This is a genomic window from Streptomyces sp. CT34 (assembly GCF_000805335.1).
Taxonomy (GTDB): Bacteria; Actinomycetota; Actinomycetes; order Streptomycetales; family Streptomycetaceae; genus Streptomyces.
Window position 1 is genome coordinate 478,382 of sequence record NZ_KN708638.1, and the last position, 13,458, is coordinate 491,839.

The following is a 13,458-nucleotide window of genomic DNA, read 5'->3' on the forward strand; positions in this document are numbered from 1 at the left end:
CAGGACCGGGACCAGGACAGGAAGGAAGTTCCGTCATGGGTAAGGCAATGCGGTTGGTCGCGGGCGCCCTCGGGGCCGGTGCGCTGCTGGCTTCGGCGGCAGGCACGGCCAACGCCGGGGGGAGTGACGGGCTCTTCGATCAGGATATTCGGTGCACGCCGTCGCTGAGCCTCCTGCTCCCCTCGGAAGGTTGCCAGACCGACATCTTCATTGACAACCACAAGTCGATCTTCAACTTGAAGCAATCCGCCGGGGGCAGCATCAGCGGCACCACTGTCAGCACCAGCCGGAGAGGTTCCGACCGCTAATCCAGGCGCCGTACCCCGGAGCGCGATGCTCGATGCTCCGGGGCGCAGTGTCGCCTCTCACAGCACTGCCCGCCGGTTCCACCGGCGGGCAGTGCTGTGCCCGTATCCGAGAAGCCCGGTGCGATGGCGCAGCCGGCGGGTCGGTACCGCAACGGAGTCCTGGACATCGGACCGGGACCGGTGCCGGAGGGCCGGGGCCGGTCCCGCCGCGATTCCCACAAGGGTGACGGCCCCGACCTCTCTCGGGTCGGGGCCGTCGTGTTGCGTTGGGTGCCGGCTCACGCCGGCGCTGCTGTTCCTACCAGGCGACCGGCAGCCGCTCGGGGATGCGCTTCATGAAGCGGGTGCGCCATACGAGTTGGTCGACGGGGACGGCCAGGTGCAGGCCGGGCATGCGGGTGGTGAGGGTCTCGATCGCTATCTCGATGTGCTTCTTGCCGAGCGGGACGGCGGGGCAGTAGTGCCCGCCGTAGCCGAACGAGAGGTGAGCGGCCGCGTTGGGCCGGTCGATGTCGATGGTGTGCGGGTCGGGGAACACGCTCTCGTCGGTGTTGGCGGCCTCGACCAGGACGAGGACGAGTTCGCCCTGCTTGATCTCCGTGTCGCCGAGCTGCATGTCTTCCATGGCCAGGCGGGGCAGCCCATCGGCGATGGACAGGTTCACCCGCAGCAGCTCATCCACGGCGGCCGGTATCCTGCCGGGCTCCGCACACAACTGCTCCCACACATCGGGGTTCTGGAGGAGCGTGAACACGGCCATGGTCAAGGCACCCATGGTGGAGATGACGCCGGCGCCGAACATGGTGACGCCGACGGTGGCGAGCATCTCGTCGGTGAGGTGGGCATAGTCGGGGTCACCACGGAGGGCGGCGAGTTCGGCCATGAGCCCGTCAGTGGCGGGGTCGTTGAGCCGTCCGGTCATGTAGGCGATGTCCCGGTCCCAGTTCAGGCGCGCCCCGGTGATGGGGCATGCCGAGTTCATGAACGCGATGTCGAGACTGGACGCCAACAGCGGCGCGTCGTCGCGGGGAATGCCGAGGATGTGGCAGTGGAGGTGCTCGGCGTAGGGGTTGGCGAACCGTCCGCGCAGGTCGACCGGCGGGCCGTAGCCGAGGATGCCGTCGACGAGGTGGGCGGCGTGGTCGGTCATCCACTCCGCCAGGCCACCGGTCTTGGGATTGATCGCCTTGAGTACGGCTTTCCGCAGACCGGCGCCGGTGATGTTGCCCATGTTGTTGACCACCTCGGGCGGGATGGTCAGCGCGTACTGCCGGGGAACACCAGGGGCGGACGTGTCCTTGAGGCTGAAGCGGGGGTCTTCGAGCACCTGCCTGCACAACTCGTAGGAGGAGACGAGCCAGGCCTCGTCCCCGGCGATGGTGCGCACCCGCGTGACCGGGGTGGCACGAAGCTGCTCGATCTCCGGCGGGAGGCGGTCGCCGCGCGGGGAGAACGGGAAGTCGATCAGGGTCGGGGCAGTGGTCACTGGTCGTGTCCTTCGGTGATCGTGCCGGCGGGGGTTATCACGGCGTGGCCCTGGTTGCGGGTGGCGCGCAGGCCGTGCCCGCGTGAGTACAGGAGATCGGCCATCGGCAATGCCTGGTGGTAGCAGTTGAGCGACGAGGGGACGCCCATGATCGCGGGGGTATCGATGAACAGCGGCGCTTCGGCACAGATGTAGTCGAGGCAGACCTGACGCTGACGGGCCGTGGGCTGCTGCCCGTCGAGAACCTTGCTGGTCAGGAACTGGACCACGAGCTGATCACAGACCTCGCGGAACGCCGGGTCGGTGGACAGCCGATCGTCGAGGGCGGCACGGATGAGCCGGTAGGCGGGGATGTCCAGCAGCGCGGACATGGGGCGTCCGCGGAGCCTGGTGCCGTCCGGGTCGAGGGCGGCAACGGCGGCGGTCACCTTGGCCCGTACACCACGCAGGTTCTTCACGGCCTTGCGCTGGGCGTCGATGGCCGGATATCCGAGCGCCTCATACATGTCGGCGACATGCAGATCCGTGTAGATGAGGTCGACCTGACGGAAGTTCTCCAATCCCCAGGCGGCGAGGCTGAGGACTCGCTGATGGGTGAAGTAGGAGTTGCCCGGAGAGATGCCGATGACGGCGTGATCACCCTCGTCGGTGATGACTTGGCAGTGCGGGGTGTACGGACGGACGTGAAAGGTCTCGGTCGCTGTCGTCAAGAGACGATGTCCCTACGCGCCGCTAGTCCCTGGGAACCCCGTGTTCCCGGTGTGGCGGCGACACCCGGAACATACCCGACTGTCGGTTCCAGGTGATGTCGAACTGGGCGGTAACTCGCAGGTCAGCCGCCTGGTTGAGTTCATATGGCGTTCACGAGCACGGCCTGACGATCACGAACGAGCTTGTCGCGAAGCCGCTCGGGCCGAACCCTCGGGTCGGGGAAGGCGCACCGTTCTCACACCGATTGCGGACGCCCCGCGCAGATGCCGTTGCCGTATCAGGTGGTGAAGGCCCGCCGGATGTCGGCGCCCAGGAGGGTGCCGACGGCGAGCATGTCCTCGGGCCACGGCCCGGGTTCGAAGGTACGGCCGTGCCGGCGCATGCAGGCGATGATCTGGTCGCCCTGGGCCACGAGGTGCTCCCCGTCGTCGATGCGGGCGTGTTCGCGGTCCTTAAGGAGGACGGCTCGGGCCGGGGAACGCACGTCGGACAGGACACGGACCCGGATGCGGTTGCCGGTGCCAGTGGCCGGTTTCAGGACTTCCGCGGCGATACGGTACTGGGTCGGTCCGGGGTCGCGCGGGTCCGCCCAGACGTAGCTGTCGAAGCGGGCGTCGAGGAAGGCGACCGGCTGCTGGTGCGGTAGCAGGTGGGCGGCTGCCTCCGCGGCCATGGCGATGATGCACATGCCCGGAAGTACGGGCCGGCCGTCCAGCAGATGCTCGGTGAGGTAGCGGTCCCGGGCGGCGTCGAGGTGCCAAGTCCACTGCGCCCGGGTGTCGTTCGTGGTGTCGGGCGTGCCGAGCGGGAGGCCGCCAGGCGCTGCGTCGGTGGGTGCCGTCAGCGCGGTGCATCCTGGGAACCGCTGTTCTGTCAGGGCCAGTTCGCTGGGGCTCTCGTAGAGCGGCCAGGGTTCCGGCGGGCGGGGGGATGTCAGTCTCCGTCGAGATGATCTCCGCCGCACGGGTTAGCGAGCAGCGAGACCCGACGGGGGTGCGTTACGAGGTCGGCGACGTGGCCGAACTGCCCTCTCTCGACCGGCGCTTCGACATCGCGGTGGAAGCGCAGTGCCTCAACTACGCCGAGGACATCGCGACGATGGAGCGGATGTGCCGCAACATCCACCGGAACCTGGTGCCGGGTGGAGAGTTCTTCGTGCTCGCCCAGAAGCCCGACTGCGGGTTCGACTGTCCGTCCCTGGACAAGTACGGGTTCCGCTGCGAGCCGACCGGCGAGGAAATCGAGACGGGGCCGCGGGTGCGGATCACGGCTCTCCTCGATCCGCAGCCGATCAGCATCGTCACCACGGCCCCGCGCCGCGAGGTCTTCGAAAAGTGTCTGCGGGCGGCCGGATTCGGCGAGGTGACCTGGGTCCCACTGGAGGCGTCCGACGCCGGCGTGCGCACGTTCGGCGCGGACTTCTGGGCGGACGTCCTGGCGAACCCGCCGCTGGAGATGCTGCGCTGCCGCGCCTGACGACCGGCCGGACATCCCGGTGGCCCGGTCTCCGGAATGCTCGGCCTTCGGACAGGGCATCAGGCAGTACGCAGTGCCGCCCGGCCTTCCCGGCGTGCGGGGTCAGGGGATCCTGACACGGGTCCTCGGCAGACCGGTCTGCCGACTTCGGCCAACACCAGCCTGCCGAAGGCCTGTTGAGCGGCTTCCCTCGTACGAATTCCACCATACGAAGAACGGTCCGACCGGACTTGCGCCGGTCGGACCGTTGCCCCGCACCCCCGCGGTTACGGGGCCCACCGCCTGACAGGCGATCAGGAGTTGTACCAGGTGACCCCGTCACCGCCGTCGTGGCCGATGGTCTGCACCATGACATTGCCGTCCTGCCAGTACTTGGGGTGCTGGGTCAGGAAGCCGGGGATCGACTGGATCGAGGTGGCGTCGCACGCCAGGTCGGTGCGGATGCAGAAGCGGTGCACCGGGACGCCGTCGAACTTCGCCGGGCCGGCACCGGGCGACGTGAACCCCAACGCGCTCCACCCCTTGGGCACCCGGGCCCCGATTCCGGTGCCGGGCTGCATGGGGTCGGCGTACAGCATGCCGTTCACCTGCGAACGGAGGATGTCGGTACCGCCACTGGCGATCTTCTGGAGCACCTGGTCGGCCACCTGCGCGCCTTGGGAGTAGCCGACGATCGTGAAGCGAGCGCCCGGATCGCGGTGGTAGGTGTTCTCGGCGGCGGTCAGCAGGTTGCGGTATCCCTCGCGCACGCTGGCGTCGTAGCTCGGTGCGTTGACGTCCGGGAGGTTGTGCCCGTTGAGCCAGGGGCCGGCGCTCGCCGGGTAACAGACCGGCACCGGGATGCCGCCGTTGAGGTGCTTGTTGGCGAAGCCGTAGGTGGAGGTGCAGTCGGGCGCGGGCGCCGCCGAGCCCGTGCCGCCGACCTCCAGGTAGTAGTGATGCACCGGGGCGGCGTGGGCGACGGCGGGCGTCACGGCGGTGAGGGCCACCAGGGCTGCCGCTGCGCCGGCCGCACCGGCGGCCTTCTTCCACCTGTTGGGCAAGGTCATCTCTCTGCTTCTCCCCGAGTTGAGGTAGTACACAACTGTCGTACACAACTGCTGTGCTCGGCTGTGACGTTAGCCGCGGCCGTTGGAATGGCGATGAAACGCATGCATGCAGCGATGAAGTTCACCGATGCGTCGATGAAATCGGCGAAGCCGTCTCCGAGCAGACAAGCGCGGTGCACTCCAAGGCACCGGGCGCGCGGAGCCCATGACGGTCTGTCGGACGTCGGGCGGGCAGTCGGGCGGGCGTCGGCGGAGCCTCGCACGATCGGCTCGCCGTCATGGGCGCCTGCCGCCCACGCGAAGGCGCTCGGCGAGGAGGAAGAAGACGAAGAAGTTAGGGATATGGGACACCGCTGGACCAAGCGTATGCCAATTCCCGTTGATATTGAGCCTGATGGCTTCATTCCTCATCTCGATCTGCCGCACCTGCGGCCACCGTGCGAGCACCTCGCCGGACCCGACCTCCTCCTTCGTCAGCCAGATGTCCCCGAAGGTGAGCCGCCCGCCCTTGCCCAGCGCGGCCCAGGCCCAGGGAAGTTGGGCATGGATGACGGCCCGCCGGATCTCCGGCCCCCATTCCTCCGCGTCGCCGGCCTCCGGCCTGCCCCACAGCACCACCCGCTCTCCCTTGGCATCGAGGAGTGTGTAACTGCGCGTGGCGGCGCCGCGGGCCGAACCGGAGGGGTGCCGGGTGCTCATCTGGAACACCGCGGTGGTGTCGTAGCGGACGACGTGGATCCGCCCCTTGACGGCGATGGTCATCCCGCGCTCGTACAGGTCCAGCCGCGCCTCCGCGCTCCCCTTCGCCGCGGACGGTCGGCCGTTCCGGGCGAAGGCCAGCAGGCGCCGGACCACCCGGATCGGCACGGCAGGCGTGCGCTTGGTGTGCGCGATCGCGGCGTAGGTGGCATGCCGCTTACCGATGTGCTCGCGGCCGGCCGCTGCCGAAATCCTCGCCAGCAGCAGCTCCTCACCGCGTGTGCACGGCATCGGTCGGGTCACGACGCGCTGCGGGTGAGGTCGATGCCGGTGTCCTGCCCACGCAGGATCATCTGGTGTGTGCGCCGCAGCATCTGGCCCGGCAGCACCCCCAGCTCGTCGGCCAGACGGCGGCGGGTCCGGTCGAACACCGTCAGCGCATCGACCTGCCGGCCGCTACGGTACAGGGCGCGCATCAGCATCGCGGCGACCGGTTCGTTCAGGGGCTGGGCCACGGCCAGGGCACGCAGTTCGGCCATCGCCTCGGCGTGCTGGCCCAGCTTCAGCTGCCAGTCCAGCTTCCGCTGTACGAGGGCGATCCTGCGTTCGGTGAGCCGCAGCCGCTCCAGTTCGGCGAACGGTCCGGGCAGGCCGGCCAGCGGCTCCCCTCGGAACAGGTCCAGCGCCTGCGAGCAGTATCGGACCGCCTCTGCCAGTTCACCGTCCCGTTCCGCGCTCCCGGCGGCGGTGACCAGCTCCTCCATGCGCACCACGTCCACCTCGACGGCGCCGGGCGTCAGCCGGTAGCCGCAGCGGTCACGCCGGATCACCGAGTCCGTACTGTCCCCGGCTCGCAGGGCCTTGCGCAGCCGGTAGACGTACACCGGAACCACCTTCGTGATCGGCGGCTCCATTCCCCATACCCCGTCGAGCAGTTCCTGCTGGCTGACCGTCCGGTCCGGGCACAGCACCAGCGTGGCCAGTACGGCTTGCTGGCGCAGGTGCCCCAGGTCCACGGGCTGTCCGTCGCGCCGGGCCTGCAGTGGTCCGAGCACGGAGATCCGCAACTGCGGTTCGCGCACGCGGCGGACGGCGGTCCGCGGCACCGGGTCCGCCGCCGGCTTGCGGGGACCGTGGCCGGGGACGACCAGGCCGCAGTCGAAGGCGTGGACGATGGCGGCGGCCCGGTCGCGCAGTTCGAGTTTGGTGAGGATCCGCGCGAGGTGTCCGGCCACGGTGTCCTTGGGCATGGCGAGCACGAAGGCGATCTCGGTGTCTTGCAGGCCGCAGCCGACGGCGTAGAGCACCTCGCGTTCCTGATGTGTGAGTGTGGTGAAGGTCGATGGGCCGGTGATGGCGGTCGTCGGCATCGGGCTCTCCGGGCTCCGTACTGATCGGGCTGGCAGATGCCGTCGATGCTGGTTCCGGCACCGGTCGACGGACAGGCCAGGAGACCGGCCGTATCCGGCCGGTGGCCGCGCTAGAGTCCCTCACCTGGGGAAAGAGACATGTTTCGGGGGAAGACGGTGACCGTGACCAATGAGCTGAGCCCGCTGCTACGGCGGCTGCGGCAGCAGGCGGGGATGACCCAGGAGGCCCTGGCCGAGCGTGCCGGTGTGGGCGTGCGTACCGTCCGTGGCCTGGAGACCGGCGAGCGCGCCGACCCCAGGGTGACCACCGTGCGGCTGCTCGCCGACGCCCTCGGTCTGGCGTCCGAGGAACGCGAGGAGCTTTTGGCGGCGGCCATCCGCCGGAGCGGGGACGGGGGCGGGAGCGGGGACGGTAACGGGGACGGGAAGCAACCGGACGAATCGACCGGCCACGTCGAACCGGCCGCGGAACAGCCGGTCCCGGTGGTGCGCGAAACCCTGGTGGACGTCGCCGAGCAGCTGGCGCACGCGGTGGCTGCCCGCTGGCAGCGCGAGGAGGAGCAGCGGCAGGTCCACGACCCCTACCCGCTGCCGGTGTGCTGGCAACAGGTTCCCGAGGAGCTGACCGACCACTGGGCCAACATCCGCCGTCTACCCGCCGGGGACACCCGCGGCCCGCTGGACCTGAGCGGGCGATTGGACGAGATCGTGGGCGTGTACCGGCGGATCCCGTCCGGGCGGCTGGTGGTGCTGGGCCGGTCCGGCTCCGGGAAGACGATCCTCACCGTGCGGTTCGTCCTGGACCATCTGAAGTCGAGGGCCCGCACCGAAGCAGTACCGGTGATCTTCAGCATCGGTTCATGGGATCCCACCGCCGTCACGTTCCGGGACTGGCTGACCGCGCAACTGACACGCGACCACCCGGGTCTTGCCGCCACGGGCCCCGGTGGAACGAGCCTGGCCGCCGCGCTGGTCGAGACCGGCGGGGTACTCCCCGTCCTGGACGGCTTCGACGAGATCGCCGGCGGCCTGCGCCGTCCCGCACTGGAGGCGCTCAACGCCACCACCCTTCCCCTGCTGCTGACGAGCCGTCCCGCCGAGTACGCCGCCGCGGTGGCGGAGACCGACGTGCTCACCTCCGCCGCCGCGGTGGAGGTGACCGATCTGACGCTGAACGACCTGGCCGCCTACCTGCCGCGCACCGCGCGCAAGGCCCGTGGCGGGGACCCCGCGGCGACGGCTTGGGACCCCGTGCTGAGTGAGCTTCGTGAACGGCCGCACAACCAGGCCGGTGCCAACCTCGCTGCGGTGCTGACCACTCCGCTGATGGTGACGCTCGCCCGCGCCGTCTACAGCGACACCCCCGACCACGACCCGGCCGCGCTTCTGGACACCCGGCGGTTCCCGAGCCCCGAGGACCTGGAGGACCACCTCCTCGACAACTTCACCGCCACCGTCTACCGCCCCCGGCCCGAGCACCGCCCGGGCAGCCGTGCCGTCGACCCGGAGCGCGCCCAGTACTGGCTCGGCTACCTCGCCCACCACCTGACGCGGCTCGACACCCCCAACCTGGAGTGGTGGCGCCTGGGTAGCGGGGTGCGCCGCTCCACCCGCACCCTGACGACCGCGCTGGTGATCTGCCTGGCCATCGGGCTCATCGACAGCGCCGTCGGCGCCCTCTTCGACTCCCTCGGGTTCCAGCTCGCGGACGGCGTGGTGGCAGGGCTCCTCTCCGGGCTCCTGTTCGGGATCGCGTACTGGTTCATGGTCGCGGCCAAGAACACGGCGGTGAAGCCGTCCGGCGTGCGCATGAAACTGTTCGGCAGGGAAGCCAAGACCCTGCGCAGACCGCTCCCCCAACTCCTGATCGGGGTGCTGTGCGGTCTGGTCTTCGGCTGTGGCTACGGCTTCGTACGCGGCATGCTCAACGGCGTCGTCCATCACGCCGGCCTGCCGACCAGCCTGACCGCCGGCCTCGGCGACGGCACCCTCTACGGACTGGTCTTCGCGCTGGGAGCCGGCCCCACCTTCGGCCTCCTGACCCTGCTGGAAACCCCTCTCGACATCCGCTCCGCCGTGAATCCGGTCAGCCTCCTGCGCACGAACTTCCGAACGGTGGCCGCGCAATTCCTCGTGTGGGGCCCCACCTTCGGGCTTCTGGTCGGCTTCGGATCCGAGATCGCGATCCGGCCGATGTCGACGATCCTGGGCCCACTGATCTGGAATGTCGCAGCCGCGATCAAACTCGGCGTCATCAGCGGACTCGGCGGCGGCCTCGGCTACGCACTCAGCCTGACCGCCTGGGGCCAGTGGGCGGTCTTCGCGCGGATCTGGCTGCCGCTGACCGGCCGGCTGCCGTGGTCCGTCGTCGCCTTCCTCGAAGACGCCTATCAGCGGGGCGTGCTACGCCAAGCCGGCGCGGTCTACCAGTTCCGCCACGCCCGCCTCCAACACCACCTCGCCCGCGACTACCGGGAAACGCGTGATCGACCCCGCCGCACGGAAGGCGCGTCGTCCCACGGAGAACATCCGGGCCCGGTTGAAGGCGGTTTGTCCCAACGACGGTGACGCACACTCCCTCCCCGATTTCACACCCCCCATGACATGCATCACACCGACGAACGCAGTCAACTCCCTACCTAGTAGCAGCCTCCGCGCCGACATATGAGGCTTTGTCCGCCTTGATCTGGCAATGACATCCACGGCACGCGACGCTCACCAATTCCACTGATCCTTGTGCCCGCGGATTGCCGCCGGTCACAGTCCTGACGGAGCGACAGGTACATGGGGCACGCGCGGGGAGCGGCGCAGCACGTCCACCCACCCATGGCAAGAGGCACAGCGGCTACTAGGCCGCTTAGTAGAACTGCTCATTGCCCCGCATACCGGGCACTTCTCAGAATGGTGGCCGGCGAGGCATCTTCCCTGCTCAGGTGCGGGTATGGACAGAACCAGCCGTCCGATGGCGATCCGCAGTGAGCGAGTGAGGTCACGTATGACGAAGCACCGCAAGAAGAGGAACTACCGGCGGATAAGCATCGCCGCCCTCACCGTCGGTGCCGTGGGCGTCCCCTCCATCGCCATGGCCTGCTGGGGCGGACAGTCCGGCGAAGCGGGTCACTCCCATCAACAGTGGAGCGCCTCCGCGGTCGAGCACCAGCCGACGCAGGACGACGGGAGCCCGGAACCCACCGCGAGCCCCACGGAGACGTCCGCGACACCGCAGCACCCGGAAACACCGGAGGCGTCGAAGACACCGACGGCACCGAAGAAGACGACCGCACCCGAAGCGCCGACGACTCCCAAGGCACTTGCCACGGCGCCGACTTCCGCGGCGCCCACCGCATCCCCGAGCGCTCCCGCAGTCGTCGCAGCCCCGGCTTCCGACATCGCGGCACGTGTGGTGCAACTCGTCAACCAGGAACGCGCCAAGGCCGGCTGCTCGCCTCTCACCCTCAACACAAAACTGACAAAGGCCGCCCAAGACCACAGCAAGGACATGGCAGACCACAGCAATATGTCGCATATCGGGTCCGATGGGTCCGACCCGGGCGCCCGGATCACGCGCGCCGGCTACAACTGGAGCAGTTACGGCGAGAACGTCGCCTACGGGTACAACACCCCGGAGAGCGTGATGGCGGGCTGGATGTCCAGCCCCGGACACAAACGCAACATTCTCGACTGCTCGTTCAAGGAGATCGGCGTCGGCCTCGCGCAACCCGGCAGCTACTGGACGCAGGACTTCGGCGCCGCTCGGTAGTTGCACCGGATTACGGCAGATATCGGCGATTCGCGACTCCCGCGGTGATCACCGCACGACTACACGGAAGCACCCTCCGGACGGAGTGAGGACTCGTCGGCAGCGGGTCGGATGTCGGCCAATCCGCTCCGACAGCTCGACGATGATCCCTTCCGGGCCGGGGCCGGTATGGCCGGTATGCAGGACGCCGCCGGAACATCTCTGGCACCCGGTCAGAGCGCGATGAGGCCCGCCTTCGTCGGCTTGAATCCGCAGGCGTCGAAGTAGAACGCCCGCAGGTCGTCCTCGAAGTCGACGTGCAGCCACTCGCACCGCGCCGCCCGGGCACCCCGGACAGCTGCTGCGACCAATCCGACCCCGATCCCGGAGCGGCGAAGGTCTCCCTTGACCACGGTGTCCAGGATGAAGGCGTGGACCCCGCCGTCCCACGCGATGTTGACGAAGCCGACAAGTTCGCCGTCGCTCCGGGCGCAGACCCAGCCGAGGCTGTGGCGACGGACCCGCTCCAGCCAGTCGATGTACAGGGCCCGATCGTTGAAGCCCTCCGCGTGCAGTGCGTTGACGGCTGTGTTCTCGAACTCGCCCCGCCATTCGTACGTGATCGTCATGCCGTGAGCGTAGGTCGCCCGGGACAACCGCCGTAGCCCGTCACCATGCCCCCCGGCGATCCCTCTTGAGAGAACGGTGACGGGGCTCAGTGTTGCCGAGAGGGCACCACCTGAATGGTGTCGCCGACCGCACGCTCCCCCGTGACGTCCGAAGGCGTATTGACGAGCCGGCCGTTCACGGCCATGGCCGTCGATCCGCCGCCGTCCAGGTTGAGGGCCTGCACGGCGCCGAGCGAGCGCATGAACGCCGCCCCTTCGGCGAGGGTGAAGCCTTCGCTGCCGCCCTTCCGCCGGCCGTCCACGGTGACCAGGAGGAGCCGCCCTCGGGCGTCGATCCCGGCCATGGTGCGCGGCTGGCGGACGTTCGCCCAGGTGTAGCCGAAGGAGAGGTCTGCGGGGTCGACGACGCCCTCGGTGGCCGCGTCGATGCTGATCCGGCCGCCCCTCACCAGGGTGGGAGCGGCGCTGACGACGCTGTCGTGCGGACCGAGCGGGATCCGTCGGCCGGTCGTGTCGCGGATGTCCTGGGTGATGCGGATGGGGTGTCCCGCCCTGGCGTGGGCCGTCAGCCAGTTCCCGGCCGCACCAATGCCCTGGAGCACCGCACCGTGCGCCGGGACGCTGCCGCCTCGCGCACCGACCGACACCACGCGGCCCGCGGCGTCGATGACCACCTGAGTCCCGGGTCCGGTCGGCAGGGCCGCGCCGAACTCGGGCGTGAGCAGGACCAGATCGTTGGGCTCGTGGCAGGTGACGTCCTGCCAGGGGAGGTCGCTGGGTGAGGCGCCGGGGCGCCCGCAGTCCCGTACCGTGCCAGGCAGGCGGTTGACACCCTGCACCTGGTAAGTGGCCCTGCCGGCACGGGCGGTGACGGTGGTGGTGATGTCGGCCACCCGGTCGTGCCGTCCGCCGTCCTGGAGGACGAGTGCGGCCCGGGCGCCGGCGGACAGCGATTCCAGCCTGCCGCCGTAGGCTCCCAGCCCGGACTGCGTACCCTGCACGCCATCGGAGTCGGCGGTGACGAAGAACCCCCCGTTGATCCCGACCAGGGACCTCAGCTTCGCGGCGACCGACGAGGTCGTCTCGCGCTGCGTGACCTTGCCGTCGTGGGTCGCCTGGACGCTTCCGGCGAAGGCACGCGGGTCGACGACCGCGACGTGCACCACCTCGCCGTCGGCCGGCTGGTCGGCGTCGTAGCCGGTCCATACGACGGCGGTGTGGAACCCGGCGGCGGCGATCGAACCGGCCGCGCTCCGCGCCGCCGCCCGGGTGGCGTACGAGCCCACCCGCACCCGCAGGCCCATCACACCGTTCGGGGTGTCGGTGTAGCCCGGCCAGCGGACGGGCGCAACGCGGGGCCGGAATCCGCTCGTGGTCAGCCGCCGGGCGGTGGTGTCGGCCCAGGACTTCGATCCCACCTCGGACCAGGTCGCGGCGCCGGTCAGCCGACCGGCGGCCGGTGCCTGGACGGTGACCGTCCAGGACGGTGCGGCTGTCGGGTCCTGACGGGTCATGGTGCGAACCTGCACACCCGGGGCCGGCTTCTGCGTCGACGTGGTCAACCACCGTGCACCGGCCGGCGAGCCGGCCTGGGCCGTCCCGTTCGCCCCGGAGGCGGCGGCCACCGCCATCACGACCGCGATACTCGCGCCTGCCCAGGCACGCCTGGCCTTCTTGCTCTCCAAGGGATCCACACTCCTGCGGGACGAAGGTGTCCAACCCGTACGGGACTTCGTATCGGATGTAGGAGGCCGATCGAAACGTGGGGACGGGATATTTCCTGTTCGGCAGCACGACGGCCCGGCGACGCCGAGGTGAACGCTGGGCTGCACGCCGTACCGGCCGGCGCCCACTGCCACCCCGGCAGAAGCGCCACGACCGCGGCCTACTGGCAGGGTGGTCGGAACGTGCCGCGCGGTGAGGGAGGGAGGGCACGGACGACGTCCTTCTGCCACCGCTCGGCGGTTGGTGATGCTTTGATGGGGCAAGTC

Annotated in this window: 12 protein-coding genes; 4 read left to right on the plus strand and 8 right to left on the minus strand. The window is 69.5% G+C overall.

The genetic code is table 11. From position 1 onward, the window contains the following. Positions 1 to 35 precede the first annotated feature (35 nt). A complete protein-coding gene (locus RZ84_RS02125) occupies positions 36 to 308 on the plus strand; it encodes a hypothetical protein (protein ID WP_078893507.1) in 273 nt (90 codons plus the stop codon). Between the two features lie 298 nt (positions 309 to 606). Here RZ84_RS02125 and RZ84_RS02130 read toward each other — a convergent pair whose 3' ends face one another. The 3 genes from RZ84_RS02130 to RZ84_RS35995 form a co-directional block, all read right to left on the minus strand. Next, entirely contained in the window at positions 607 to 1,794 is a 1,188-nt protein-coding gene (locus RZ84_RS02130; RefSeq protein ID WP_043262862.1) for a cytochrome P450, read from the minus strand. Then, entirely contained in the window at positions 1,791 to 2,504 is a 714-nt protein-coding gene (locus RZ84_RS02135) for a cyclodityrosine synthase (RefSeq protein ID WP_078893508.1), read from the minus strand. The genes RZ84_RS02130 and RZ84_RS02135 overlap by 4 nt, the downstream gene beginning before the upstream one ends. Before the next feature lie 278 nt (positions 2,505 to 2,782). Next, complete coding sequence (locus RZ84_RS35995; RefSeq protein WP_078894518.1) at positions 2,783 to 3,469, minus strand: polyketide synthase dehydratase domain-containing protein; 687 nt, start codon at positions 3,467 to 3,469, stop codon at positions 2,783 to 2,785. On the opposite strand from RZ84_RS35995, the gene RZ84_RS02145 reads away from it, so the two are divergent. Continuing rightward, the gene (locus RZ84_RS02145) at positions 3,454 to 3,981 is read left to right on the plus strand and encodes a class I SAM-dependent methyltransferase (RefSeq protein ID WP_241777515.1); all 528 of its coding nucleotides are present in this window, start codon (positions 3,454 to 3,456) and stop codon (positions 3,979 to 3,981) included. The genes RZ84_RS35995 and RZ84_RS02145 overlap by 16 nt on opposite strands. Before the next feature lie 293 nt (positions 3,982 to 4,274). On the opposite strand, the gene RZ84_RS02150 is transcribed toward RZ84_RS02145, so the two are convergent. The 3 genes from RZ84_RS02150 to RZ84_RS02160 form a co-directional block, all read right to left on the minus strand. Further along, positions 4,275 to 5,030: a PE-PPE domain-containing protein gene (locus RZ84_RS02150; RefSeq protein WP_043262864.1), complete on the minus strand. Its 756-nt coding sequence runs from the start codon at positions 5,028 to 5,030 to the stop codon at positions 4,275 to 4,277. Between the two features lie 276 nt (positions 5,031 to 5,306). Beyond that, entirely contained in the window at positions 5,307 to 6,020 is a 714-nt protein-coding gene (locus tag RZ84_RS02155; RefSeq protein WP_043268885.1) for a DUF6585 family protein, read from the minus strand. Positions 6,021 to 6,028: 8 nt separating this feature from the next. Continuing rightward, positions 6,029 to 7,099, minus strand: coding sequence for an AfsR/SARP family transcriptional regulator (locus RZ84_RS02160; RefSeq protein ID WP_043262865.1), 1,071 nt, complete (start codon positions 7,097 to 7,099; stop codon positions 6,029 to 6,031). Between the two features lie 162 nt (positions 7,100 to 7,261). Here RZ84_RS02160 and RZ84_RS02165 point away from each other — a divergent pair, with 162 nt between their 5' ends. After that, entirely contained in the window at positions 7,262 to 9,667 is a 2,406-nt protein-coding gene (locus RZ84_RS02165; RefSeq protein WP_241777516.1) for a helix-turn-helix domain-containing protein, read from the plus strand. 427 nt (positions 9,668 to 10,094) lie between these two features. Continuing rightward, a complete protein-coding gene (locus tag RZ84_RS02170; protein ID WP_043262866.1) occupies positions 10,095 to 10,859 on the plus strand; it encodes a CAP domain-containing protein in 765 nt (254 codons plus the stop codon). A 212-nt stretch (positions 10,860 to 11,071) separates the two neighbouring features. Here the strand turns inward: RZ84_RS02170 and RZ84_RS02175 are convergent, their stop codons facing one another. Then, the gene (locus tag RZ84_RS02175) at positions 11,072 to 11,467 is read right to left on the minus strand and encodes a GNAT family N-acetyltransferase (RefSeq protein ID WP_043268889.1); all 396 of its coding nucleotides are present in this window, start codon (positions 11,465 to 11,467) and stop codon (positions 11,072 to 11,074) included. A gap of 86 nt (positions 11,468 to 11,553) precedes the next feature. Continuing rightward, complete coding sequence (locus RZ84_RS02180; protein ID WP_241777518.1) at positions 11,554 to 13,152, minus strand: phosphodiester glycosidase family protein; 1,599 nt, start codon at positions 13,150 to 13,152, stop codon at positions 11,554 to 11,556. Positions 13,153 to 13,458: the final 306 nt, after the last annotated feature.

Excerpts from the sequence above, each read along its gene's own strand:
- RZ84_RS02125 (WP_078893507.1), top strand. The coding sequence starts at position 36 with ATGGGTAAGGCAATGCGGTTGGTCGCGGGCGCCCTCGGGGCCGGTGCG.
- RZ84_RS02145 (WP_241777515.1), top strand. The coding sequence starts at position 3,454 with ATGATCTCCGCCGCACGGGTTAGCGAGCAGCGAGACCCGACGGGGGTG.
- RZ84_RS02150 (WP_043262864.1), bottom strand. The coding sequence starts at position 5,030 with ATGACCTTGCCCAACAGGTGGAAGAAGGCCGCCGGTGCGGCCGGCGCA.
- RZ84_RS02155 (WP_043268885.1), bottom strand. The coding sequence starts at position 6,020 with ATGCCGTGCACACGCGGTGAGGAGCTGCTGCTGGCGAGGATTTCGGCA.
- RZ84_RS02160 (WP_043262865.1), bottom strand. The coding sequence starts at position 7,099 with ATGCCGACGACCGCCATCACCGGCCCATCGACCTTCACCACACTCACA.
- RZ84_RS02170 (WP_043262866.1), top strand. The coding sequence starts at position 10,095 with ATGACGAAGCACCGCAAGAAGAGGAACTACCGGCGGATAAGCATCGCC.
- RZ84_RS02175 (WP_043268889.1), bottom strand. The coding sequence starts at position 11,467 with ATGACGATCACGTACGAATGGCGGGGCGAGTTCGAGAACACAGCCGTC.